The organism is Mesorhizobium sp. WSM1293, from assembly GCF_000513875.1.
In the GTDB taxonomy this organism is placed as follows: Bacteria; Pseudomonadota; Alphaproteobacteria; order Rhizobiales; family Rhizobiaceae; genus Mesorhizobium; species Mesorhizobium ciceri.
On sequence record NZ_AZUV01000009.1, the window covers coordinates 176921 to 200733 of the forward strand.

Here is a 23813-nt window from a genome sequence, read left to right on the forward strand (position 1 = left end):
GTCGGTCAAACTGGCAACAACTCGATGACGCGCGCTTTCCTCTTTGTCCTGGACTCCTTCGGCATCGGTGGAGCGGCCGACGCCGACCGCTACGGCGACGCCGGCGCCAACACATTTGCGCACATTGCAGAAGCCTGTGCCGAGGGGCGAGCGGATCGCGAAGGGCTTCGCAGTGGACCGCTGTTTGTCCCCCACATGGCCTCGCTCGGGCTTGGCACGGCCGCCGAAACCGCAACGGGGCTGGGCTTTGCCAGCAGCGGGACGGATCTGCTCCCAACTGCCTTCCACGGCGCCGCACAGGAGGTTTCGAGCGGCAAGGACACGCCGTCGGGCCATTGGGAGATCGCCGGCCTGCCGGTGCGCCTTGACTGGGGCTATTTCCCGGATACGGTTCCCGCCTTTCCGGCCGAACTGACCGAGGCGATGATCCGCGAAGGCAAGGTGCCGGGCATTCTCGGCAATTGCCATGCGCCGGGCACCGAAATCATCGAGCGCTTTGGCGAGGAACACATCCGGACCGGCAAGCCGATCTGCTACACGTCGGTCGACTCGGTCCTGCAAATCGCCGCGCATGAAGTCCATTTCGGCCTCGATCGGCTTTATGAATTCTGCCAGGTGGTGCGCAGGCTGGTTGACCCGCTCAGGATCGGACGTGTGATCGCGCGGCCGTTCGTCGGCGAAACCACCGCCACTTTCGAGCGGACATACAACCGTCATGACTACGCCGTGCCCCCGCCGGAACCGACCCTGCTCGACCGGCTGACGGCGCGTGGCAGCCGTGTCATCGCCGTCGGCAAGATCGGCGACATCTTCGCCCATCGCGGAATTTCGCAAGTGCGCAAGGCGGCAGGCAACATGGCGATGTTCGACGAAGCGCTGGGTGCGATGGATGATGCCGGCGACGGTGACCTCGTCTTCGCCAATTTCGTCGACTTCGACACCGAATTCGGTCACCGCCGCGATGTCGCGGGCTATGCTGCAGCGCTCGAGGCCTTCGACCTGCGGCTGCCGGAGGCATTTGCGAGGCTGCGGCAGGGCGATCTTCTCATCCTGACGGCCGACCACGGCAACGACCCTACCTGGGCCGGGACCGATCACACGCGCGAGCGGGTTCCGGTGATCGGCACTGGACCGGGTCTCAAGAGCGGCGACATCGGACTGAGAACGACATTCGCCGACATCGGCGAAACCGTGGCCGAGCATCTCGGGCTGGCGCCCGGACGCTACGGCACTTCTTTCTATGCGGCGATCGGCGGTCATGCCTGAGTTACCGGAGGTCGAAACCGTCCGGCGCGGACTTCAGCCGGTTCTGGAAGGCGCCACCATCGCCCGCGTCGAGGCGCGCCGACCGGATCTGCGCTTTCCATTTCCCGAGAAATTCGCGCAGCGACTGGCCGGCAAGACGATCACGGCACTCGGCCGCCGGGCCAAGTATCTGACGATGGACCTGGAAGGCGGCCCCGCGCTGATCTGCCATCTCGGCATGTCGGGCTCATTCCGCATCGAGACGGCTGATGGCAGCGACATGCCCGGCATCTTCCGGCACGACCGCTCGAAGAGCTCCAATCACGACCACGTCGTCTTCCATGTCGTGTCTCCGGCCGGTACCCGATCGCGCGTGATCTTCAATGATCCGCGCCGCTTCGGCTTCATGTTGTTTGCGGAAGGAATGCCGGACGTTCATCCGATGCTGGCTGGACTTGGCGTCGAGCCTACGGGCAACACATTGGACGGTGCGCTGCTTTCCTCATTGATGAAGGGGCGGAGATCACCGCTGAAGGCAGCGCTTCTCGACCAGAGGCTGATCGCCGGGCTCGGCAATATCTATGTGTCGGAGGCGTTGTGGCGTGCGGGCCTGTCGCCGCTGCGCGAGGCGGGCACGATCGCCAGGCCCGGAAAGAAAGCCCAGGCCCAAAGCGAACACCTCGCGCAAGCCATTCGTTCGGTGATATCGGATGCGATCGCAGCCGGCGGTTCCTCACTGCGGGACTATATGCAGACCGATGGGTCGCTGGGCTATTTCCAGCACGCCTTCGCCGTCTACGACCGCGAAGGCGAGGCCTGCTCCAAGCCCAGTTGCGGCGGCCACATCGAGCGTATCGTGCAGAGCGGCCGATCGACCTTTTATTGCCGGACATGCCAGCGATGAGTCAGAGCAATTCCAGGAAAGGCGAGGGCGGTTTTCCGTCCGAAATTGCATCAAGACAAGGAGATGGAGCGGTTCTGCGTTTCCGTGAAACGATGAACCGCTCTAGACGAGCGTAAGCAAGGAGAAGCAGCCATGACCTATGAGACGATCATCACCGAGACGCACGGCAAGGTCGGGCTGATCACGCTGAACAGGCCGCAGGCGCTCAACGCGCTGAACTCCCAGATCCTGACCGAGGTGGTGGCAGCCGTGAACGGGTTCAGCGCCGATCCCGGTATCGGCGCCATGGTCATCACCGGTTCCGAAAAGGCTTTCGCGGCGGGCGCCGATATCAAGGAGATGCAGTCCATCTCCTATGCGGACGCCTACGCCCAGGACTTCTTCGTCGGCTGGGAGGAACTGACGCGGGCGCGAAAGCCTATTATCGCGGCGGTGGCGGGCTATGCACTCGGCGGCGGTTGCGAGCTGGCGATGATGTGCGATTTCATCATCGCCGCCGACACGGCCAAGTTCGGCCAGCCCGAGATCACGCTCGGCGTCATTCCAGGCATGGGCGGGTCACAAAGGCTGACCCGCTTTGTCGGCAAGTCGAAGGCGATGGACATGTGCCTGACCGGGCGGATGATGGATGCCGCCGAGGCCGAGCGTTCTGGCCTGGTGTCGCGGGTCGTGCCTGCCGGCGAACTTGTCGAGGAGGCGCTGAAGGCCGCGGCCAAGATCGCCGCTTTCTCGCTGCCATCGGTGATGATGGCAAAGGAAGCTGTCAACCGCGCCTTCGAGACGACGCTTGCCGAGGGATTGCGGTTCGAGCGCCGGCTGTTTCACTCGCTGTTTGCACTGGACGATCAGAAGGAAGGCATGGCGGCCTTTGCCGAGAAGCGGAAGCCGAATTTCACCAACCGCTGACGCCAATCCCTTGGCTTCGAAGAGGATGGCTGTTGGCCGCCAAAAAGAAGGTCAGGCAGCGTTGACGCGCCGGAAAAGCTGAACTATAAGCCGCACCAACCGAGGCGGCCCCGTGGCAGCCCGTTTGTTTTTTGCGCCCTGCGGCATCCCGCATGCGCCGACCAGATCAGAAGAGAGGCATCATGGCCAATACATCCTCGGCCAAAAAGGCAACGCGCAAGATCGTCCGCCGCGCAGCGATCAACAAGAACCGTCGCTCGCGCGTCCGCACCTATATCCGCCAGGTCGAAGAGGCGCTTGCCTCCGGTGACAAGGCTGCCGCACAGGCTGCCTTCAAGATCGCGGAACCGGAATTGATGCGCGCCGCAACCAAGGGCGTGATTCACAAGAACACGGCGTCCCGCAAGGTGTCGCGACTGGCTCAGCGGGTTAAGGTACTGTCGGCCTGACATTACTTGCCTAGACTGACGTTCTTCGAACCCGGCCGTTTGTGCCGGGTTTTTTCGTTTGCCGGCAAGCACTTAAAAAGAATGTCCGGAAACGGCGTCTTATGCGGATTTCACAATAGGGAATAGTTTGCCGGCATATGCATGACTGCTGTTGATCGGCACGCTTGAAAAGCGCCGGCCTAATGATTCTTGGCTGTCAAAAATAGCTTATATTTTTCAAACGCTTACAGATGGTGATCCACAGCTTGTCCACACCGGACTGGCCCGATCGGGGAGAAGTCGCTGTCAAGCGAATTATTTCAGAATATTTCTGTCAGCGCCCGGTTTTTCATATTCGCCGGAAAAGGGTTTGAATCACAATGGCTTTGTTAAAATGTGCCGTCGCGGCATGCCACTCGAACCCGCCTCCACTAACCAGATTCCTTAAAAATCCGTTAGACGTGGCCTTGCCCTATCCACAGCGATTTCGGTAGTGTCGATCTATCGAAAGGGACGGGCTCTGGCTCTTAACCCAAGCCTGAATCGGCCAGCTTAAATTGGCGGGATTTGCAACGCGGATCAAGTCCGCGGACGGCTTTGGTTTGTCTTTTTCGATACGGTAGGGGACTGGCGTAACTAGACATGGCAGGTAGACGGCGCGCCGGCGCTCTTTTCGCCGGACGGTGTTGTATTGCCCTGACATACCCAACGCGGACTGGCTTCCATGGGCCGGCACCGGTTCCCACGGATAATGGGCGACGTTCACCTGCCGGCGGCGGCAGCGGACATCGCAGCAAAGACTTAGGTCGCCGGAACCGGATGCAGGAGGCGCATCCCCGGCGGAAAACAGGTACGGAAGGACAAGGAAAAGATCATGCAGAGCGGCATCGAAAGGGAACTTACGGGCGACCTCCCATTTCCTGGAACTTTGATCGGAGCAAACGACATGGCGGTGTCCAGCGACGCGGAACAGAAATTCGACCGGGTCAAGACCCAGTTGAAGGCGCGCCTGGGAACCGAAGTCTATTCGAGCTGGTTTGGCCGCATGAAAGTCGCCGAGGCTTCCAAGGGCATTGTCCGCATCTCGGTGCCTACCGCCTTCCTGCGCTCATGGATCAACGGCCACTATCTCGACCTCATCTCCGAACTGTGGAAGCAGGAGGATCCCGATCTTCTCAAGATCGACATCGTCGTGCGCACGGCAACCCGTCAGGGACGCGCCCAGGCCGAGCCAGAGGTAACGCCGGCACGCAGCAAGGTGACACGGCAGACGCAGACGGCGCTTGCCGCAGGCACAGTCAGCCCCAGCCGGGTGGAGCGCGCATCGACTCCGCGTCCGGGCACACCCGTCGAGAGCGAATTCCGCCACAACGTTCTGGGGTCACCGCTCGATCCACGCTACACGTTCGGCTCTTTCATCGAGGGGCCGTCGAACCGGGTGGCCTTCGCCGCCGCCAAGGCAGTGGCGGAATCGCAATCGAGCGCGGTGCGCTTCAATCCGCTCTTCCTTCACGCAACCGTCGGGCTCGGCAAGACCCATTTGCTGCAGGCCATCGCCGCGGAATCGCTGAAGCAGAACCCCAAGTCGCGCGTCGTCTATCTCACGGCCGAGTATTTCATGTGGCGCTTTGCCACCGCCATCCGCGACAACAACGCTCTGACGCTCAAGGAGCAGCTGCGCGACATCGACCTGCTCATCATCGACGACATGCAGTTCCTGCAGGGCAAGTCGATCCAGCATGAATTCTGCCACCTGATCAACATGTTGCTCGACAGCGCCAAGCAGGTCGTCGTCGCTGCCGACCGGCCCCCATCGGAACTGGAATCGCTCGAACCGCGGGTCCGTTCGCGCCTCAATGGCGGTGTCGCGCTTGAAATGTCGGCGCCCGATTTCGCCATGCGCCTCGGCATGCTCAAATTGCGCCTTGCCACGGCCAGGAGCGACGACGCATCCCTCGACATTTCGGAGGAGATCCTCAATCACGTCGCCCGCACCGTGACCGGCAGCGGACGCGAGCTGGAAGGCGCCTTCAATCAGCTTTTGTTCCGTCAATCCTTCGAGCCGCAGATCACCATCGACCGGATCGACGAAATCCTCGGCCACATCTATCGCACAGGCGAGCCGAAGCGTGTCCGTATCGAGGACATCCAGCGCATCGTGGCGCGTCACTACAATGTGTCGAAGACCGAATTGCTGTCCAACCGGCGCACGCGCACCATCGTCAAGCCGCGGCAGGTCGCCATGTACCTGTCGAAGGTGATGACGCCGCGCTCGCTACCCGAGATCGGACGGCGTTTCGGCGGCCGCGATCACACCACGGTGCTGCATGCCGTGCGCAAGATCGAGGACCTTTCCGGCAACGACAACACGCTGGCGCAGGAACTTGAGCTTTTGAGGCGGCTGATCAACGATCAGGCCTGACCCTCCGGGAGGGCCGAACCGAAACAACGCCGGAATTCAATGGCTTGCCAGTGCGGCGCCGGGCCTGCATCGGGCTCGTGGCATCGCCTGGAAGCGATCTGGATTTCGGTTTTTCGACACTGGCTCGCGGACTTCGGGCGCGTTATCCCCAGAAAGCCCGCGTAGCCGGCCTGAACCGGCGGCGCGGGCTTGCGTTTGCTGGTTTTTTCCTGTCAGTTTACGCAGATTCTGAGCCTATTCAGACCTTTCGCGGGACGCCGCTCACTGGTGACCCGTCATTCATTCAAGCGAGCCTGTTTCGTCATGCGTGTTATCCTGGAACGGTCAAATCTCCTGAAGTCGCTCAACCACGTCCACCGTGTGGTCGAGCGGCGCAACACCATACCGATCCTGTCCAACGTGCTGCTCGGCGCCGAAGGCGCCAGCCTCGAAATGAAGGCGACCGATCTCGACCTCGAGGTGACCGAAGCGACGCCCGCCAAGGTGGAGCGCGGCGGGGCGACGACGGTCCCGGCACATCTGCTCTACGACATCGTGCGCAAGCTCGCCGATGGCGCCGAGGTGATGCTGAAGACGGACGAGGACGGCAACGCCATGACGGTGACGTCTGGCCGCTCGAGCTTCCGCCTTCAGTGCCTGCCGCAATCCGACTTCCCGGAGCTTTCGGCCGGATCCTTCTCACATATCTTCCGTCTCGACTCGGTTGCCCTGAAAGGCCTGATCGAGAAGACCCAGTTCGCCATCTCCACCGAGGAGACACGCTATTACCTGAACGGCATCTACCTGCACACGCATGAGGTCGGCGGCAAGCTGAAGCTGCGCTCGGTGGCGACCGACGGCCACCGCCTGGCGCGCGCCGAGATCGACGCGCCGGCGGGTTCCGAGGGCATGCCGGGCATCATCATTCCGCGCAAGACGGTGAGCGAGCTGCAGAAGCTTGTCGACGATCCGGATGTTGCGGTGACCACCGAACTGTCGGACACCAAGATCCGCTTCACCATCGGCAGCGTGGTTTTGACCTCGAAGCTGATCGACGGCACCTTCCCCGATTATCAGCGGGTCATTCCGACAGGCAACGACAAGAAGCTGATCATCGACCGCCAGAGCTTTGCCGCCGCCGTCGATCGTGTCTCGACCATCTCTTCCGAACGCGGTCGCGCGGTGAAGCTGTCGATCAGCGAGGGTCAGGTGACGCTTGCGGTCAACAATCCGGATTCAGGCAGCGCCACCGAAGAACTGTCCGCTGACTATTCATCCGATCCGATCGAGATCGGCTTCAACGCCAAGTACCTGCTCGACGTTGCCGCGCAGCTGACCGGCACGGAGGCCAAGTTCATGCTGGCAGATGCCGGTTCGCCGACGCTGATCCACGACATGGCCGACGAGACCGCACTCTATGTGCTGATGCCGATGCGCGTGTAGCGGCGCGGTGTCAGCACTTCGGTCCTGTTGTGGACCGGCGGCAAGCGCGATATTTACGGCGACTTCTATAGGCGGATAGCGGTTGCCGGCACAGACCCATATAAGTAAGCTAACACTTACTAATTTCCGCAACTATGCGGCGCTGACGATCGATCTGGCGCCAGGTGCCGTGGTTTTTTCCGGCGACAACGGCGCCGGCAAGACCAATCTCCTCGAAGCGATCTCCTTTTTGACACCGGGACGTGGCTTGCGCCGCGCGCCCTACGCCGATGTCGCGCGCGAGGGCGGCGACGGCGGCTTTGCGCTGCATGCCCGGCTCGACGGACCTGATGGCCAGGTCGAGATCGGAACAGGCATTTCCGGCGGTGACACCGCCGGCGAAGGCGGCAGGCGGGTACGCATCAACGGAGCTTCGGCGCGTTCGGCCGAGGACATGCTGGAATGGCTGCGCGTGGTTTGGCTGACGCCAGCCATGGACGCGTTATTCACCGGACCGGCCGCGGATCGCCGGCGCTTCCTCGACCGGCTGGTGCTGGCGATCGATCCCGGCCACGGGCAACGTGCGATCGACTACGAGAAGGCGATGCGCGGTCGTAACCGACTGCTTACCGAAAGCTCTCGGGACGACCGCTGGTTCGACGCTATCGAGACGCAGATGGCCGAAACCGGTGTGGCGATTGCCGCGGCGCGCGCCGAGATGGTGCGCCTGCTGGCCGCCATGATCGACAGGCTGCCCGACACGGGACCGTTTCCGCAGGCCGATATCGGCCTTTCAGGCGAGCTGGAAGCCGAGATTGCCGTGGCGCCGGCGGTCGATGTGGAGGAACGCTTCCGTCGGACGCTTGCCGAGGGCCGCGAGCGCGATCGCGCCGCCGGGCGCACGCTCGACGGCCCGCACCGTTCGGACCTGGTGGTTCGGCACCGCCCCAAGGCGATGCCGGCCGAGCTCTGCTCGACCGGCGAGCAGAAGGCGCTGCTGGTCGGCATCGTGCTGTCGCACGCGAGGCTGACCGGCGAAATGTCGGGCATGACGCCGATCCTGCTGCTCGACGAGATCGCTGCGCATCTCGACAGCGGGCGGCGCGCGGCGCTGTTTTCCATCCTGGAGGAACTGAACTGCCAGGCATTCATGACAGGAACCGATGCTGCGCTGTTTTCCAGTCTCCAGGGCCGCGCGCAATTCCTGACCGTCGACCATGGGACGGTTGGGCCAACCGAAGACCCCTGACAAGGTTTTTCCGTGCCTGTATGATCAGGCAATGACCACTGCCGCCCTGACCGCAGACGAGATCGAACGCTATGCCCGCCACATCGTGCTGCCGGAAATCGGCGGCGCCGGACAGCAGAGGCTGAAGCAGGCCCGGGTGCTGGTCATCGGCGCCGGCGGGCTGGGCGCCCCGGTGCTTGAATATCTTGCCGCCGCCGGCGTCGGCACGCTCGGCGTGGTCGATGACGACACCGTTTCGCTCTCCAACCTGCAGCGTCAGGTCATTCACGGCACCGACACTGTCGGCCTGCTGAAAACCGACAGCGCCAAGGCGGCAATCGCCCGCATCAATCCCAATACCACAGTCGAACCGCATACATTCCGGCTGACCACGGACAATGCGCCTGCCCTCGTCGCCCGCTATGACATCGTCGTCGACGGTTCCGATAATTTCGAAACGCGCTACGCCGTGGCCGATGCCTGCGCGAGCGCTGGGAAACCGCTGGTGCATGCCGCAGTCGGACGCTTCGACGGCTCGGTCACGGTGCTGAAGCCCTTCGAAGACGGCAAGGACGGCAAGCCCAACCCAGGCTATCGTGACCTGTTTCCCGAAGCGCCACCGCCGGGCCTGGTGCCGTCCTGCGCCGAAGTCGGCGTGCTTGGCGCGCTGACCGGCGTCATCGGCACGCTGCAGGCCATGGAGGCGGTCAAGCTGATCACCGGCGTGGGCGAACCGCTGGTCGGCCGGCTGCTGCTTTATGATGGGCTGGCGGCGCGCTTCGACACCATCCGTTACAAGAGAAGCTGAATTCTTGGACCGGATCGAAGCAGTCTCCATCAGGCGGATCCCGACCGATTTCGACCGTTGGGACGATGTGCTCGCATTGATCATGCATGCCTTCGCCTCGATGGACGACGTCATCGACCCGCCCTCCTCGGCCCACCTTTTGACCGCAGACACTCTGCGGGACAAGGCAGGGCGGGAGACCGGCTTCGTGGCGCTCAGGGGCGATCGGATCGTCGGCTGCGTCTTTGCCCTTGAAAAGGTGGCAGAGTTCTATGTCGGCAAGCTCGCCGTGGCGCCGGACTGCCAGGGACAAGGCATCGGCCGGCAGCTGATGCAGGCGGTCGAAGACCTTGCCCGCAGCCGCGGCAAGGCCGCCATCGAGCTTCAGACGCGGATCGAGTTGACCGCAAACCATGCGGCCTTTGCTCGCCTCGGCTTTCGCGAAACTGAACGGACGGCGCATGACGGCTATGCCAGGCCGACTTCGGTCACCATGCGCAAAGCCCTCCCGTAAGTCTTATCTTACGGTTTGTAGGCCACGGATATTGCACCGCGACAGCATCAGGTCCTGAGCGGCAGCACGCGGTCTGGTGGGCGGTGGCCGTCAACGAAGGCGCGGATGTTGATGATGACCTTTTCACCCATGTCGATACGGCCCTCGAGCGTCGCCGAGCCCATATGCGGCAGAAGCACAACCTTGTTCTTGGCGGCGAGCTTCAGCAGCTTGCCGTTCAAGGCCGGCTCGTGCTCGTAGACATCGAGGCCGGCGCCGGCGATCTTGCCATCCTGGATCAGCTTGACCAGTGCTTCCTCGTCGATGATGTCGCCGCGCGCGGTGTTGACGACATAGGCGGTGGGCTGCAGCAGCGCCAGCCGCCGCGCCGAAAGCAGATGGAAGGTTGCCGGCGTCGAGGGACAGTTGACCGAGATGATATCCATCCGGGCCAGCATCTGGTCGAGGCTTTCCCAATAGGTCGCCTCCAGCCCGTCTTCCACGGCCGGCAGCACGCGGTGGCGGTTGTGATAGTGGATCGACAGTCCGAAGGCCTTGGCCCGCCTGGCTACGGCCGTGCCGATCCGCCCCATGCCGACAATGCCGAGCCGCTTGCCCCAGATGCGCCGGCCCAGCATCCAGGTCGGCGACCAGCCGGCCCATTTCTTGTCGCCGGTGAGCACATTGGCGCCTTCCGCGAGCCGCCGCGGCACCGCCAGCATCAGCGCCATCGTCATGTCGGCGGTGTCTTCGGTCAGGACATTCGGCGTGTTGGTGACGGTGATGCCCCTCTTGGCCGCAGCCGCGACATCGATCTTATCGACGCCGTTGCCAAAATTGGCGATCAGCTTGAGGTTGTCGCCTGCCTGAGCGATCAGCGCCGCGTCGATATTGTCGGTAATGGTCGGCACCAGAACGTCGGCTTCCTTGACCGCCGCGACCAGTTCCGGCTGCGTCATCGGCCGGTCCTCGACATTCAGCCTTGCGTCGAACAGTTCGCGCATGCGGGTCTCGACCGGGTCGGGCAGCTTGCGCGTGATGACGACGAGAGGCCTTTTTTTGCCTGCCATTGTTTCCCTCTCGAGTATTTGCCGCAATTCCGAACGCGAAACCGCTTCACACGGTTGCTGGGATTGCTCTAACCCGATCTCGTTGAGACCTCTTTAACCAAGACCGGCGAAACTGAAAGCCGGTCGCGGTGCCGATTACCCATGTAACAAGCGGTGCCGCCGAAGACAAAGAAAAAGGGGCGCCGAGGCAAGCGCCGAAAGGAATGAAAGTGTCTGGTTTCGCGTCGCTTCGCCTGGCCCTCAGTGCAGCATTTTTCGGCGCTCTGCTTTATTCTCCGCTTACGGCGGCACAGAGTGCGGCTGCACCTGCCCAGAGCGTCGTCACGCTCGGGCCGAGCGGCCTGCCGCTGCCGCGATTCGTCAGCCTGAAATCCGGCCGCGTCAACTCGCGCGTCGGCCCCGGCGCCAACTACTCGGTCGACTGGATGTACATGAAGGCCGGCCTGCCGATGGAGATCATCCAGGAATTCGACACATGGCGCCGCGTGCGCGATGCCGATGGTTCGGAAGGCTGGATCAACCAGTCGCTGCTTTCCGGCCGACGCACGGCAATCGTCGCACCATGGCAGCGTGGCAAGGGCACCCAGATCAACCTTCTCAACAGTCCCGACAAGGACGCAAGGGTGGTCGCGATGATCGAACCTGGCGTCATGGGTACGATCAAATCCTGCGACGGCCAGTGGTGCGAAATGACGTTCGACGGCCACACCGGCTGGCTTGCCCAGTCGGTCGTCTGGGGCGCCTATCCCGGCGAACGGGTCAAGGACTGATTCTCTTTCGCGGTCCTGGCTTTATGCCCGATACGGCCGAGATGGGTGTCCTGGAAGCCGGTCGGCAGCTTCAGACCGTAGCCCAGCGCACGGTCGATGGCGATGTGGGCGATCCATATCAGCGCAACCGCCATCGCGGCCGTATTGCCCCACATGTGCCCGCCGAGCAGCAGCACGGGCACGATCAGGATGTGCAAGGCGTTATAGGCAAGGGCACCGACACGCGGACCGGCCAGATAGCCCGACATCGATAGGTCAGGCGCCAGGATAAGCAATCCGAAGAGCCACCAGGAGATGCCGGTCGAACCGTAGAAAATGACGGCAGCCAGTGCCACGATCGCCCATTCGAGCCGGATTACGAGATCGAGGGGTTTCATCCCTGGCCGATAATTCTGGCTTGGCAGATGATTCCGGCCTCGCCAGTCATTCGCGGCGTTTGGGGCGCAGCCTCACGACGATGTCGACATTGGCGATCTCCATCCCTTCCGGAGGCTCCGGCAGGTTGGCAACCGTCACCGGACCGCTGTCGATGTCGAATATACGGTTTTCGCCTTCGATGTAGAAATGGTGGTGGTCGGAGGTGTTGGTGTCGAAATAGGTTTTCGCGCCTTCGACGGCGAGGATGCGCAAAAGTCCCGCCTGGGTAAACTGGTGAAGGGCATTGTAGACGGTGGCCAGCGACACCGGCACGCCGGCGGCAACCGCCTCCTCGTGCAGTTCCTCGGCCGACAGATGCCGGTCGCCCTTGGCGAAAAGCAGATCGGCCAGCGCAATGCGCTGACGCGTCGGCCTCAGCCCGGCTTCACGGACCCGCTTGTCCACAGCGACATTTTCCTTCCGGCCGTCCAGGTCCATCTTCTCGTCGAACCCCACAGTTCCGCCCCAAGACACGCCCAGAATGGCAAAAAAATGAACGTCTGCCGAAACCGGACCTCTCAGGACATATATTCTGTCGTCCGAATGCGATCAATAGCGCGCATTGACCCAGGCAGACGAGCAGGCTAAGCGCAAACGCCGGTTTCCGGCCTGAAACAGATTGTGTTAGGAAACCAACGACAAGGGCACCCGATGGCCCGGAACGATATGGGATGAGATTGATGGCGGGTAAATCCAGCTACGAGTACGACGAATTGCTGGCCTGCGCCCGCGGCGAACTGTTCGGACCGGGCAACGCCCAGCTTCCCTATCCGCCAATGCTGATGTTCGACCGCATCACCGAGATCAGCGAGACCGGCGGTGCCTTCGAGAAGGGTTTTATCCGCGCGGAGTTCGACATCAAGCCGGACCTGTGGTTCTTTGCCTGCCATTTCATCGGCAATCCGATCATGCCGGGGTGCCTCGGCCTCGACGCCATGTGGCAACTGACCGGCTTCTACCTTGGCTGGCTTGGCGAACCCGGCAAGGGAATGGCGCTGTCGACCGGGGAAGTGAAATTCAAGGGCATGGTCACGCCTTCGGTGAAGAAGGTTGAATATGGCATCGACTTCAAGCGCGTGATGCGGGGCCGGCTGGTGCTCGGCATCGCCGATGGCTGGCTGAAGGCGGATGGCGAACCCATATACGCGGCAACGGATTTGAAAGTCGGTCTGTCCAAGCAGTCGGCGGTCGGCTGACCGGCACCCCTGGCCGGCCCCCTTGGCCAGCATCCCTGGAAGGAGTTGCGAATGAGACGTGTCGTAGTCACAGGCCTCGGCATCGTGTCGTCGATCGGCAACAATGCCAACGAGGTGCAAGCCTCGCTGCATGACGCCAGATCAGGCATCAGCTTCTCGGATTCCTTCGCCGAACACGGCTTCCGCTGCCAGGTCTGGGGAGCGCCGACGCTCGATCCATCGGCGATGATCGATCGCCGTGCGATGCGCTTCCTGAGCCAGGGTGCTGCATGGAACCACGTCGCCATGGACCAGGCGATCGCGGATGCGGGCCTCGGCGAGAGCGACATCACCAATGAGCGCACCGGCATCGTCATGGGATCGGGCGGACCATCCACCCGCACCATCGTCGAAGCTGCCGAAACGACGCTGAAGAACGGTAGTCCCAAGCGCATCGGTCCGTTCGCGGTGCCGAAGGCAATGTCGTCGACCGCATCGGCGACGCTTGCCACATGGTTCAAGATCCACGGCGTCAACTACTCGATCTCGTCGGCCTGTTCGACCTCGGCGCATTGCATCGGCAATGGCTATGAATTGATCCAATGGGGCAAGCAGGACATCGTCTTCGCCGGCGGCCACGAGGATCTCGACTGGACGATGTCGGACCTGTTCGACGCCATGGGCGCCATGTCGTCGAAATTCAACGACAAGGCATCGACCGCCTCCCGTGCGTATGACGTCAATCGCGACGGCTTCGTCATTGCCGGCGGCGCCGGTGTGCTGGTGCTGGAAGAGCTTGAGCATGCCAAGGCGCGCGGCGCCAAGATCTATGCCGAGATCGTCGGCTATGGCGCGACGTCGGATGGCTACGACATGGTTGCTCCTTCAGGCGAGGGCGCGGTCCGCTGCATGCGCCAGGCGCTGGCCACGGTTTCCACGCCGGTCGACTACATCAACACCCATGGCACCTCGACGCCGGTGGGAGATTCCAAGGAAATGGGCGCCATCCGCGAGGTGTTCGGCCCAGAGATGCCGTACATCACCTCGACGAAGTCGCTGACCGGCCATTCGCTGGGCGCGGCCGGCGTGCAGGAATCCATCTACTCGATCCTGATGATGCAGGGCGGTTTCATCGGCGAAAGCGCCCATATCGAGACCCTCGACCCCGAATTCGAGGGCATGCCGATCGTGCGAAAGCGCATCGACGACGCCAGGATCGACACTGTTTTGTCCAATTCGTTCGGCTTCGGTGGCACCAACGCCACGCTCGTTTTCCAGCGCTATTCCGCATAAGGATTTGCCGGCCATGGACGGATTGATGAAGGGCAAGCGCGGGCTTGTCATGGGTGTCGCCAACGATCATTCGATCGCCTGGGGCATCGCCCGGAAATTATCCGAACACGGGGCGGAACTCGCCTTCACCTATCAGGGCGATGCCTTCGGACGCCGGGTCAAGCCGCTGGCCGACAAGCTCGGCGCCTCGCTGGTCGTGCCGTGCGACGTCGAGGACAGCGCTTCGGTCGCCGCCACGTTCGAGACCCTGGGCAACGAATGGGGCGGGCTGGATTTCATCGTCCACGCCATCGGCTTTTCCGACAAGAACGAGTTGAAAGGCCTCTACGCCGACACCAGCCGGGACAATTTCGTCCGCACCATGGTGATCTCCTGCTACTCCTTCACCGAGGTCGCCCGCCATGCGGCCACCTTGATGAAGGACGGCGGATCGATGATCACGCTGACCTATGCGGGCTCCGTCCGGGTCATGCCGAACTACAATGTCATGGGCGTCGCCAAGGCCGGACTGGAGGCCAGCGTGCGCTACCTCGCCAACGATTACGGTCCGCGCGGCATCAGGGTAAACGGCATATCGGCTGGGCCCGTGCGCACGCTCGCCGGCGCCGGCATTTCGGACGCCCGCCACATGTTCTCCTACCAGCAGCGAAACTCGCCACTGCGCCGCACGGTGACCATCGACGAGGTCGGTGGTTCGGCGCTTTATCTGTTGTCGGATCTGTCTTCCGGGGTTACCGGCGAAATCCACTATGTCGATTCCGGCTATCACATCGTTTCCATGCCGACGCTCGACGAATTGAAGCAGACCGACGGCGGGCGAGACTAACGCCTGTCGGCCAAAGGTGCGCGACGGTTTTGAAATGGCGGACAGCTGAAAACACGAAGCTTAAGCCGCGCGGCTAAACCCCGTTTCAGCGCCAGTCGCATTGATCCGCTCAAGAAATACTTCCGGTCCAATAAAATTGGATTCATTCGCGGAAACTCATTTTAAGGAGATATCCGGTAGAAAGCTCCGTACTCAGGGGAACTTTCAATGCTCGCCGTCAGCAACCCGAAGCGAACACCGGTGTTCCGACTGCTCACCATAGCGAGTTCGGGTCTCGGCAGTTTCGTCCTCGGGCTCTGGGGCCTGAAGCTCGGTCTCGGCGATGGCTTTGCCGGCATCTCCGCCGACATGATGGTCTCGGTGATGGCCGCTCTTTGCGCACTGGCGGCGTCGGTCGCCGCGATGTCCTTCTTCGCCGGCGTCGATGAATCGGCGGATTTCGTCTTCACGGAAACCCATTTCGACAAGCTGACCGGCCTGGTGGCACGTCCGGCGATGGTCGGCAAGATTGCCGAGGCGGCATGCGCGACCAGCCGGACCGGCGAGCCGATGTTCCTCATCGATATCGACATCGACCGGTTCAAGCAGATCAATGACGCCATCGGCTACAGCCAGGGCGACGAGCTGATCCGCGCCTTCACCAAGCGCTTGAAGACGTGCGTGCCGCCGCGCGCGCTGATCGGACGCATCGGCGCCGGTGAATTCGCGATCCTGCTCCCCGACAACCAAGTCGCAGGGTCCTTGGAAAGCACCATAGAGAGGCTCATCGACGAGATGATGGAGCCCTATGATCTCGGTACGCACCTGCAATCGGTCAGCCTGTCGGTAGGCATCGTGGCGATGCCAAAGGACGGTGTCGATCCCGTCCTCATCCTGCGCCGCTCCAATCTGGCGCTGCAGAACGCGCGCGCCAGCGGCGTCGGCAACTGGTCCGTCTTCCATGCCGAAATGGGCAGGGTCGCCGACCATCGCCAGTGGATCGAATCCGAACTGCATACAGCCTTCGAGCGCGGTGACTTCGACCTTCATTACCAGCCGCAGCTCGATCTCCCGACCGGCCGCATCGTCGGCTACGAAGCGCTGATCCGCTGGCGGCATCCGGAACGCGGCATGATCCCGCCGATGGAGTTCATTCCGATCGCCGAGGAAACCGGCATGATCGGCCCGATCGGCGAATGGGTGCTGCGCAAAGCCTGCAGCGACGCCCGGCATCTGCCCGACGACTGCTTCGTCGCCGTCAACATCTCGCCCGTCCAGTTCATGACCAAGGACTTCGTCGGCATCGTGCGCGACACCATGACGAGCACCGGCATCAAGCCGTCACGGCTGGAATTGGAAGTGACCGAGACGGCGATGATGCAGGATCGCGACCGCGCCGCCGCCATCCTGAAGGAGCTTGCGGACATCGGCATTTCGGTCGCCGTCGATGATTTCGGCACCGGCTATTCCAATTTGAGCTACCTGATCGATTTCTCATTCGGCAAGCTGAAGATCGACCGGTCCTTCGTCAGCCGCCTCGACACGGATTCCAGCTCCGGCGCGGTCGTCTCGACCATCGTCGGGCTTTCGCGCGCGCTCGGCGTCAGCATCATTGCCGAAGGCGTCGAGACCGAAAGCCAGGCGACACTGCTCAGGGCAGCCGGCTGCGAGGTGGTGCAAGGCTACCTGTATGGCAGGCCCGCCCCCCTCAAGATCAGGGTCGGCGACGTGCATATCACCGATGAGGTCCGGCGCGTTGCCAATCTGCATTGAGTGCGACGCGATATCTGTTTTTGAGCATGATCTTTTCCGAAACCGGTATCCACTTTCGGGATCATGCTTCAACGACGAGCGGAAAGCACCTTGAACATGCCGTCACGAGCGAGTTCGGCATGGCTCGAAAAGACAGCCGCCAAGATCGGTTCGTAGGGAAGCTGACGGTTGGCGACCATGAACAGCCGCCCACCCGGCTTCAAGGCCTTGGCCGCCGCTCGGATCATGCCGGCGCCGATCTCCGGCTCGGCCGCCCGGCTGCGGTGAAAGGGCGGGTTCATGGCAATCGCGTCGTAGCGCTTCTCGACTGGTTCCTTCAGCAGATCGATCCAGAAGAAATTCCTGGCGATCGACTGGTTGACCGCTGCCAGATTGAGCTTCGCGGCTTCAAGCGCGGCGAAATCGGCCTCATAGAGGTCGAGCGCCTGAACGCCGGGGGAGCGGGCGGCGATCTCGGCCGCCACATAGCCCCAGCCGGCGCAGAGATCGGCAATGCTGCCACGCAGGTCATTGGGCAGGTTCTCGACCAGCAATTTCGATCCGGTATCGATCCGGTCGAACGAGAACATGCCGGGCGCGGTGTGAAACCGGCCTTCAACCTGCAGAGCGGGGTTGGCAGCGCGCAATTCTTCCGCGGCGGCCAGATCGGCGGGACGTCGCAGCCAGAAGGCAATGCCGTGATATTTGGGCAAATGGCCTTCAAGCGGCACAAGCTCGTCAACGCGCTTGCGCAGGCTGGCAATGCCATCGTCCTTGCCGCCGGCAATGACGACCAGGCCGCCCGGCGCCACGCACTCAAGCGCCTGCGCGATGCGCACTTCGTTCAGGCCGCGATGCCGGCCGGCAAGCACAAGTGCCATATCGAAGCCATCGCCTTCCACTTGCGCGGTGACGACGAAGCCAGACGCCTGCAGCGCGCTAAAATGCGGCCGGAAACCCTGCACGAGGTGAAGTGTCGCCTCAAAGCCTTCAGGCAGGCGAAAACCCGGCTCAGCGCCGAGAAACAGGGCGCGCGTGCCCTTGGCCGGTAGAGGAACAGCCTCCGCCTCGAAGGGATGGAAAAGCGTCTTCAACGGCTCGGCGGACATTGTTCGATCTCGACTTGTCTAAGCGCTTTGAAACCCAGGCTGAAAATGAAAACGGGCGCGACATAAGCCGCGCCCGTTTCGATTCATGGTCTCAGACCAATCAGGCGGCGTTTTCTTCGCCTTCGGTCTTCTTGTCGCGGGCGAGTTCCTTGCCGGTGGCCTGGTCGACGACCTTCATCGACAGGCGGACCTTGCCGCGCTCGTCGAAGCCCATCAGCTTGACCCAGACCTTGTCGCCTTCCTTAACCACATCCGAGGTCTTGGCGACCCGGTCATTGGCAAGCTGCGAGATGTGGACGAGGCCGTCACGCGGACCGAAGAAATTGACGAAAGCGCCGAAGTCCGCGGTCTTGACGACCGTACCTTCGTAGATCTCGCCGACTTCCGGCTCGGCGACGATGGTGTGGATCCACTTCTTCGCCGCCTCGATCTCCTTGGCATTGGACGAAGCGATCTTGACCGTGCCGTCGTCCTCGATGTTGATCTTGGCGCCGGTCTTTTCGACGATCTCGCGGATCACCTTGCCGCCCGAGCCGATCACGTCACGGATCTTGTCGGTCGGGATGTGCATCACTTCGATGCGCGGTGCGAACTCACCGAGTTCCGAACGCGCGCCGGTCAGAGCATGCGCCATCTCGCCGAGGATGTGCTGGCGGCCATCCTTGGCCTGGTCCAGCGCGATCTTCATGATCTCCTCGGTGATGCCTTCGATCTTGATATCCATCTGCAGCGAGGTGATGCCGTTGGCGGTGCCGGCGACCTTGAAGTCCATGTCGCCGAGGTGATCCTCGTCACCGAGGATGTCGGATAGAACGGCGAAACGCTCGCCTTCCTTGATCAGGCCCATGGCGATACCGGCGACGGGCTTGGCCAGCGGCACGCCGGCATCCATCAGCGCCAGCGAGGTGCCGCAGACGGTGGCCATCGACGACGAACCGTTGGACTCGGTGATCTCCGAGACGACACGCAGCGTGTAGGGGAACTGGTCGGCGCTCGGCAGCATCGGGCGAATGGCGCGCCAGGCGAGCTTGCCATGGCCGATTTCGCGGCGACCCGGCGAACCCATGCGGCCGGTCTCGCCGACGGAATAGGGAGGGAAGTTGTAGTGAAGGAGGAACTTCTCCTTGTACATGCCGGTCAGCGAATCGACATACTGCTCGTCCTCGCCGGTGCCGAGCGTGGCAACGACCAGCGCCTGGGTCTCGCCGCGGGTGAACAGCGCCGAACCGTGGGTGCGCGGCAGGACGCCGACTTCGGAGACGATCTTGCGGACCGTCTTGAGGTCACGCCCATCGATGCGCGAACCGGTGTCGAGGATGTTCCAGCGCACGACCTTGGCCTGGAGTTCCTTGAATACCGAACCGATCTGCTCGGAAGTGTACTTGGCATCTTCGCCTTCGGCCGGGGCAAACGCTGCCTTGACCTTCGCCTTGACGGCGTCGACGGCGGCGTAACGCTTCTGCTTGTCGACGTTCTTGTAGGCATTGCTGAGTTCGTCGCCGACGATCTTCAGCATCTCGGCTTCAAGCGCGGAATAGTCCGGCGCGGTGAAGTCGCGCGGCTCCTTGGCGGCGACTTCGGCCAGCTTGATGATGGCGTCGATGACCGGCTGGAAGCCCTTGTGGCCGAACATGACGGCGCCGAGCATCAGCTCTTCGCCCAATTCCTTGGCTTCGGACTCAACCATCAGCACAGCGTCGGCGGTGCCGGCGACAACGAGGTCGAGCTTGGATTCCTGCATCTCGTCGACATGCGGGTTCAGAACGTATTCGCCGTTGATGTAGCCGACGCGGGCGCCGCCGACCGGGCCCATGAAGGGAACGCCGGAGAGCGTCAGGGCGGCCGAAGTGGCAACGATCGACAGGATGTCGGGATCGTTCTCGAGATCATGCTGGACGACGGTGACGACGATCTGGGTGTCGTTCTTGTAGCCGGAGGCGAAGAGCGGGCGGATCGGGCGGTCGATGAGGCGGGAAACCAGCGTTTCCTTCTCGCTCGGACGGCCTTCACGCTTGAAATAGCCACCCGGGATCTTGCCGGCGGCGTAGGTCTTTTCCTGGTAGTTGACGGTCAGCGGGAAGAAATCGAGGCCGGGCTTCGGCTCCTTCATCGAAACGACGGTGGCGAGGACCTTGGTCTCGCCGTAGGTGGCGAGCACCGCGCCATCAGCCTGGCGCGCGATCTTGCCGGTTTCGAGGATGAGCGGACGACCGCCCCATTCGATTTCCACTTTGTGGTGATTGAACATCTCTTGTCCTTAATATGAGGAAAGGGCCGCGCCGTTTCACGGTGCGCGGAGATGCCCTTTCCCTGGCTTCCTTTCTCGGGCAGCCACGGGCAAGACAACGGGAGGCTCGGGTGTTTCGGCGCGGTGCGCGCGAGCGTCCTGCAATCCTGCCCCATGACCGTCCATGGGCGGTTTCGAGTGCCCTCTGCACGATCGAAACCGGGTCTGGCCAGTCGATACGACTGGCAGAATGCGCGACCGGCGGGCTCTCCTTCGAAAGCCCGCCGGTCAATTCGTCAACGACGCAGACCGAGCTTCTCGATCAGCGTCTGGTAGCGCGCGTCATCCTTGCGCTTGAGATAATCAAGCAGGCTGCGGCGCTGGGAGACGAGAGCAAGCAGACCACGGCGGGAATGGTTATCCTTCTTGTGGTCCTTGAAATGGTCGGTCAGGTTCTTGATGCGCTCGGAAAGGATGGCCACCTGGACTTCCGGAGACCCGGTATCGCCCTTGGCGGTTGCGAATTCACCCATCAATTCCTGTTTGCGCTCGGCAGTAATCGACATCGTGTTTTTCCTTATCTGTTTGAGGAAACGGGTCGCCCTCAGCCGGGATGTCGTCCAGCAGGGGCCGGTGCAAGCAAAGCGTCATAGCGCTAAGCTGCGGCGCATATAGTGCAATTCCCCGGAAAACACCAGCCCAATTCACAAGCCGGCTTTTCAGGCCAAAATGGCAGGTTTATCCCTGTCAAAGCCATTTCTTCCATTTGAAGAAGGCGATCAGCCCGAACGCGACAAGCGCCATGAACAGCAGCGACAAGGGATAGCCGTAGTAGGCCTTCAGTTCCGGCATGTTCCAGGGCGAAGACTCCGGATCGAAATTCATGCCCCAGATGCCGACCAGGAAGGTGAGCGGCATGAAGATGACCGAGACGATGGTGAGATAGCTGATAACGTCGTTGGTGCGCGCCTGGCTCAGCGACAGGTGCATCTCGATCAGGCCGGTCAGCATATCGCGCTGGGTCTCGACCAGTTCGATCAGCCTGAGCGCATGGTCGAGCGTGTCGTTGAGGAAGATCTTGGTCTCGGCCTTCACATAGGGCACATCGTTGCGGATCAGCGTCGCCAGCGCATCGCGCATCGGCCACAGCACACCTTTCAGCACGTTGGCGTCACGCCGCAATTCATGTAGCTGCCGCATCTGGTGTTTGTGCGGCGAATGCAGCATCTGGTCCTCGATGCTGTCGACCATGTCACCGGCGGCCTCGATCGGCGGAAAATAGCTGTCGACGATGGCATCGATCAGCGCATAGGCAAGATAGTCGGCGCCGCGGGCGCGCAGCCGGTTGGGCGCCGAACTTTCGATACGCTTGCGCACCGGATCGAATGGATCGCCTTCCCGCTCCTGGAAGGTAACGACGAAGTTGCTGCCGAAGAAGACGGCGATCTGCTCATAGCGGTGCGAGGTGACATCGTCGATCATCCTGACGACGACGAAGGCATGGTCCTCGAAGAAGTCGACCTTAGGCCGCTGGCCGGTGTTGACGACGTCCTCCAGCGCCAGCGGATGCAGGCTGAAAATGCGGCCGATCTCCTCGATCAGCGGGATGTTGGCGAGGCCGGTGCAGTCGAGCCAGAGGACCGGCCATTTGTGGCAATGGGTGTTGAGGTCGTCGATGCTGGCATTTTCGATAGTCTTGAATTTTTCGGGCGAGATCAGCGTCAGACGCAGTTCCGAGCGACGCGCCGACGGGTCGGCGATCAGCGTGCCGGGCGACGCACCGACCGGCGGCCGCCGCGTTTTCACCGGTGCCCGCGTCTTCACGGTCTCAGTCTTTGCCATATGCCCCTCGTGCGAGTCCTCGCCTCGACATTAGACGACAGGAATCAACCGGCAAAGACCCGCTTGGGCTTGAACATGCCTTGCTCAATGGCACCGATGGCGACCAGCTTGCCGCGCGCCGTGGCGCAGGCTTCTTCGGCTTCCACCGGTGCGTCGCGGCCGCGGATGATGACCGGGTTGCCGAGGCGGATCTTGGTTGCCGCGTCATCGCTGATGGCGATCTGCGGCAGGCAATCGAGGGCAGCCGACGTGTCGACCAGAAGCGCATCGATGGCGTCGAAGTCGATTGGCGCTTCCACCTTGTCGGCAGCCTCTGCCGTGTCAGCGGCTTCTGTCATGTCCGAGCTGTCGACCTCCTCCACACCGAAACGGGCGGCTTCCAGTTCGGCGATGGTGACGAAGTCTTCCGAGGTGAACGGCTCGACCTCGACCCGGCGCAATTCGGAGATGTGACCGAAGCAGCCGATGTCGCGGCCCATGTCGCGGGCCAGCGAGCGCACATAGGTGCCCTTGCCGCACTCGACCTCGAAAACAGTATGGTCGGCGCCATGCTCGACAACGTCCAGACGGCCGATCTCGATCTCGCGCGCGGGTATGTCGACCGTCGCGCCGTCGCGGGCCAGATCATAGGCGCGCTCGCCTGCGATCTTGATGGCCGAGAATTGCGGCGGCGTCTGCATGATGACGCCGGTGTATTTCGGCAGCAGGGCGAGCAGTTGGGCTTCCGACGGACGCAGGTCGGATTCTTTCGTCACCGGACCTTCGAGGTCATCGGTCGAACGCTCCTGTCCCCAGGCAACGGTGAAGCGATAGATTTTGGCGCCGTCCTGCACGTAAGGCACGGTCTTGGTAGCCTCGCCAAGCGCGATCGGCAGCATGCCGGATGCCAGCGGGTCGAGCGTGCCTGCATGGCCGGCCTTTTCCGCCTGGAACAGCCATTTGATCTTGGAGACGGCTTCGGTCGAGCCCATGCCGACCGGCTTGTCCAGGATCAGCCAGCCCGAGATCGGCCGGCCCTTCTTCTTGCCGCGACGCGCCACTATTCGGTGTCCTTGTTGTCGTCTTTGTCCTGGTCTGCGTTTTCCTGGTCCTCAGGACCCAGATCGCGCGCCACTTCCGGCGATTTCAAGAGGTCGTTGATCCTGGCAAAATTGTCGAAGGAGGTGTCGAGCTTGAAGCGGAACTCCGGCATGAACTTCATCTGCCGCAGCGCGCCGGAGACACGGCCACGGACGAATTTCGCATGCTTGTTCAGCGCCTCGACCACCGCATCGGCATCTTTGGCGCCGAGCGGCGAGACGAAAGCGGTTGCGACCTTCAAATCGGGCGACATGCGCACTTCCGAGACCGACACCACGGTGTTCTCGATCAGCGGATCGATGATCTCGCCGCGCTGCAGGGTTTCGGATAGCGCATGGCGCACCTGTTCGGCGACGCGCAGCATGCGCTGGGATGGGCTGGATGCGGTTGGACGGGGCATTTTTCTCAATCCTGAAAGCGTGAGGCGCGGGATGGAACCGTGCCGCATGTCTCATATGG

At 62.3% G+C, this 23813-nt stretch carries 23 protein-coding genes; 14 read left to right on the top strand and 9 right to left on the bottom strand.

Annotated features, from left to right (window positions below):
• Positions 1-24: 24 nt before the first annotated feature.
• From M729_RS0112570 to M729_RS0112610, 9 genes are all read left to right on the top strand, one after another.
• Complete coding sequence (locus M729_RS0112570; protein ID WP_027161750.1) at positions 25-1266, top strand: phosphopentomutase; 1242 nt, start codon at positions 25-27, stop codon at positions 1264-1266.
• Entirely contained in the window at positions 1259-2149 is an 891-nt protein-coding gene (mutM, locus tag M729_RS0112575; RefSeq protein ID WP_027161751.1) for a bifunctional DNA-formamidopyrimidine glycosylase/DNA-(apurinic or apyrimidinic site) lyase, read from the top strand. The genes M729_RS0112570 and mutM overlap by 8 nt, the downstream gene beginning before the upstream one ends.
• 132 nt (positions 2150-2281) lie before the next feature.
• Positions 2282-3055, top strand: a complete 774-nt coding sequence (locus M729_RS0112580) for an enoyl-CoA hydratase (protein ID WP_027161752.1) — start codon at positions 2282-2284, stop codon at positions 3053-3055.
• Between the two features lie 182 nt (positions 3056-3237).
• On the top strand, positions 3238-3504 hold the full coding sequence (gene rpsT / locus M729_RS0112585; protein WP_013533694.1) for a 30S ribosomal protein S20: 267 nt from the start codon (positions 3238-3240) through the stop codon (positions 3502-3504).
• A 925-nt stretch (positions 3505-4429) separates the two neighbouring features.
• Complete coding sequence (gene dnaA / locus M729_RS0112590) at positions 4430-5905, top strand: chromosomal replication initiator protein DnaA (protein WP_224618575.1); 1476 nt, start codon at positions 4430-4432, stop codon at positions 5903-5905.
• 303 nt (positions 5906-6208) lie between these two features.
• Complete coding sequence (gene dnaN / locus M729_RS0112595; RefSeq protein ID WP_013527877.1) at positions 6209-7327, top strand: DNA polymerase III subunit beta; 1119 nt, start codon at positions 6209-6211, stop codon at positions 7325-7327.
• A gap of 82 nt (positions 7328-7409) precedes the next feature.
• Positions 7410-8555: a DNA replication/repair protein RecF gene (gene recF / locus M729_RS0112600; RefSeq protein WP_027161753.1), complete on the top strand. Its 1146-nt coding sequence runs from the start codon at positions 7410-7412 to the stop codon at positions 8553-8555.
• A 31-nt stretch (positions 8556-8586) separates the two neighbouring features.
• Complete coding sequence (locus M729_RS0112605; RefSeq protein WP_013527879.1) at positions 8587-9342, top strand: molybdopterin-synthase adenylyltransferase MoeB; 756 nt, start codon at positions 8587-8589, stop codon at positions 9340-9342.
• 4 nt (positions 9343-9346) lie between these two features.
• Positions 9347-9835, top strand: a complete 489-nt coding sequence (locus M729_RS0112610; protein ID WP_027161754.1) for a GNAT family N-acetyltransferase — start codon at positions 9347-9349, stop codon at positions 9833-9835.
• Between the two features lie 47 nt (positions 9836-9882).
• Here the strand turns inward: M729_RS0112610 and M729_RS0112615 are convergent, their stop codons facing one another.
• Complete coding sequence (locus tag M729_RS0112615) at positions 9883-10884, bottom strand: D-glycerate dehydrogenase (RefSeq protein WP_013527881.1); 1002 nt, start codon at positions 10882-10884, stop codon at positions 9883-9885.
• 209 nt (positions 10885-11093) lie between these two features.
• On the opposite strand from M729_RS0112615, the gene M729_RS0112620 reads away from it, so the two are divergent.
• Complete coding sequence (locus tag M729_RS0112620; RefSeq protein ID WP_027161755.1) at positions 11094-11654, top strand: SH3 domain-containing protein; 561 nt, start codon at positions 11094-11096, stop codon at positions 11652-11654.
• Here the strand turns inward: M729_RS0112620 and M729_RS0112625 are convergent.
• Positions 11627-12031, bottom strand: coding sequence for a DUF4260 domain-containing protein (locus M729_RS0112625; protein WP_027161756.1), 405 nt, complete (start codon positions 12029-12031; stop codon positions 11627-11629). The two genes, M729_RS0112620 and M729_RS0112625, sit on opposite strands and share 28 nt — an antisense overlap.
• 46 nt (positions 12032-12077) lie before the next feature.
• A complete protein-coding gene (gene irrA / locus M729_RS0112630; protein ID WP_024503471.1) occupies positions 12078-12509 on the bottom strand; it encodes an iron response transcriptional regulator IrrA in 432 nt (143 codons plus the stop codon).
• 242 nt (positions 12510-12751) lie between these two features.
• On the opposite strand from irrA, the gene fabA reads away from it, so the two are divergent.
• The 4 genes from fabA (at position 12752) to M729_RS0112650 (ending at position 17117) form a co-directional block, all read left to right on the top strand.
• Positions 12752-13267, top strand: coding sequence for a 3-hydroxyacyl-[acyl-carrier-protein] dehydratase FabA (gene fabA, locus M729_RS0112635; RefSeq protein ID WP_013527885.1), 516 nt, complete (start codon positions 12752-12754; stop codon positions 13265-13267).
• Positions 13268-13318: 51 nt separating this feature from the next.
• Positions 13319-14539 (top strand): beta-ketoacyl-ACP synthase I, encoded by a 1221-nt coding sequence (gene fabB / locus M729_RS0112640; RefSeq protein WP_024503470.1) that lies wholly within the window; start codon positions 13319-13321, stop codon positions 14537-14539.
• Positions 14540-14552: 13 nt separating this feature from the next.
• Complete coding sequence (fabI, locus tag M729_RS0112645; protein WP_013527887.1) at positions 14553-15365, top strand: enoyl-ACP reductase FabI; 813 nt, start codon at positions 14553-14555, stop codon at positions 15363-15365.
• A 207-nt stretch (positions 15366-15572) separates the two neighbouring features.
• Positions 15573-17117, top strand: a complete 1545-nt coding sequence (locus M729_RS0112650; RefSeq protein ID WP_027161757.1) for a bifunctional diguanylate cyclase/phosphodiesterase — start codon at positions 15573-15575, stop codon at positions 17115-17117.
• Between the two features lie 68 nt (positions 17118-17185).
• Here M729_RS0112650 and M729_RS0112655 read toward each other — a convergent pair whose 3' ends face one another.
• The 6 genes from M729_RS0112655 to rbfA all read right to left on the bottom strand — a co-directional run bounded on the left by M729_RS0112655 (position 17186) and on the right by rbfA (position 23754).
• Entirely contained in the window at positions 17186-18205 is a 1020-nt protein-coding gene (locus M729_RS0112655; protein WP_027161758.1) for a class I SAM-dependent methyltransferase, read from the bottom strand.
• A gap of 100 nt (positions 18206-18305) precedes the next feature.
• Positions 18306-20453 (bottom strand): polyribonucleotide nucleotidyltransferase, encoded by a 2148-nt coding sequence (pnp, locus tag M729_RS0112660; protein ID WP_013527890.1) that lies wholly within the window; start codon positions 20451-20453, stop codon positions 18306-18308.
• A 275-nt stretch (positions 20454-20728) separates the two neighbouring features.
• Positions 20729-21040 (bottom strand): 30S ribosomal protein S15, encoded by a 312-nt coding sequence (gene rpsO, locus M729_RS0112665; RefSeq protein ID WP_269470859.1) that lies wholly within the window; start codon positions 21038-21040, stop codon positions 20729-20731.
• 139 nt (positions 21041-21179) lie between these two features.
• The gene (corA, locus tag M729_RS0112670; RefSeq protein WP_027161759.1) at positions 21180-22274 is read right to left on the bottom strand and encodes a magnesium/cobalt transporter CorA; all 1095 of its coding nucleotides are present in this window, start codon (positions 22272-22274) and stop codon (positions 21180-21182) included.
• A 44-nt stretch (positions 22275-22318) separates the two neighbouring features.
• Positions 22319-23314, bottom strand: coding sequence for a tRNA pseudouridine(55) synthase TruB (gene truB / locus M729_RS0112675; protein WP_027161760.1), 996 nt, complete (start codon positions 23312-23314; stop codon positions 22319-22321).
• Positions 23314-23754 (bottom strand): 30S ribosome-binding factor RbfA, encoded by a 441-nt coding sequence (rbfA, locus tag M729_RS0112680; protein ID WP_024503464.1) that lies wholly within the window; start codon positions 23752-23754, stop codon positions 23314-23316. The genes truB and rbfA overlap by 1 nt, the downstream gene beginning before the upstream one ends.
• Between the last annotated feature and the right edge of the window lie 59 nt (positions 23755-23813).

What these genes read in the sequence shown, in the direction of transcription:
- M729_RS0112655 (WP_027161758.1), bottom strand. Translation starts at nt 18,205, where the DNA reads ATGTCCGCCGAGCCGTTGAAGACGCTTTTCCATCCCTTCGAGGCGGAG.
- M729_RS0112650 (WP_027161757.1), top strand. Translation starts at nt 15,573, where the DNA reads ATGCTCGCCGTCAGCAACCCGAAGCGAACACCGGTGTTCCGACTGCTC.
- M729_RS0112570 (WP_027161750.1), top strand. Translation starts at nt 25, where the DNA reads ATGACGCGCGCTTTCCTCTTTGTCCTGGACTCCTTCGGCATCGGTGGA.
- M729_RS0112625 (WP_027161756.1), bottom strand. Translation starts at nt 12,031, where the DNA reads ATGAAACCCCTCGATCTCGTAATCCGGCTCGAATGGGCGATCGTGGCA.
- mutM (WP_027161751.1), top strand. Translation starts at nt 1,259, where the DNA reads ATGCCTGAGTTACCGGAGGTCGAAACCGTCCGGCGCGGACTTCAGCCG.
- rpsT (WP_013533694.1), top strand. Translation starts at nt 3,238, where the DNA reads ATGGCCAATACATCCTCGGCCAAAAAGGCAACGCGCAAGATCGTCCGC.
- fabB (WP_024503470.1), top strand. Translation starts at nt 13,319, where the DNA reads ATGAGACGTGTCGTAGTCACAGGCCTCGGCATCGTGTCGTCGATCGGC.
- M729_RS0112580 (WP_027161752.1), top strand. Translation starts at nt 2,282, where the DNA reads ATGACCTATGAGACGATCATCACCGAGACGCACGGCAAGGTCGGGCTG.
- dnaN (WP_013527877.1), top strand. Translation starts at nt 6,209, where the DNA reads ATGCGTGTTATCCTGGAACGGTCAAATCTCCTGAAGTCGCTCAACCAC.
- M729_RS0112615 (WP_013527881.1), bottom strand. Translation starts at nt 10,884, where the DNA reads ATGGCAGGCAAAAAAAGGCCTCTCGTCGTCATCACGCGCAAGCTGCCC.
- fabI (WP_013527887.1), top strand. Translation starts at nt 14,553, where the DNA reads ATGGACGGATTGATGAAGGGCAAGCGCGGGCTTGTCATGGGTGTCGCC.
- rbfA (WP_024503464.1), bottom strand. Translation starts at nt 23,754, where the DNA reads ATGCCCCGTCCAACCGCATCCAGCCCATCCCAGCGCATGCTGCGCGTC.
- M729_RS0112605 (WP_013527879.1), top strand. Translation starts at nt 8,587, where the DNA reads ATGACCACTGCCGCCCTGACCGCAGACGAGATCGAACGCTATGCCCGC.
- corA (WP_027161759.1), bottom strand. Translation starts at nt 22,274, where the DNA reads ATGGCAAAGACTGAGACCGTGAAGACGCGGGCACCGGTGAAAACGCGG.
- irrA (WP_024503471.1), bottom strand. Translation starts at nt 12,509, where the DNA reads ATGGACCTGGACGGCCGGAAGGAAAATGTCGCTGTGGACAAGCGGGTC.
- pnp (WP_013527890.1), bottom strand. Translation starts at nt 20,453, where the DNA reads ATGTTCAATCACCACAAAGTGGAAATCGAATGGGGCGGTCGTCCGCTC.
- dnaA (WP_224618575.1), top strand. Translation starts at nt 4,430, where the DNA reads ATGGCGGTGTCCAGCGACGCGGAACAGAAATTCGACCGGGTCAAGACC.
- fabA (WP_013527885.1), top strand. Translation starts at nt 12,752, where the DNA reads ATGGCGGGTAAATCCAGCTACGAGTACGACGAATTGCTGGCCTGCGCC.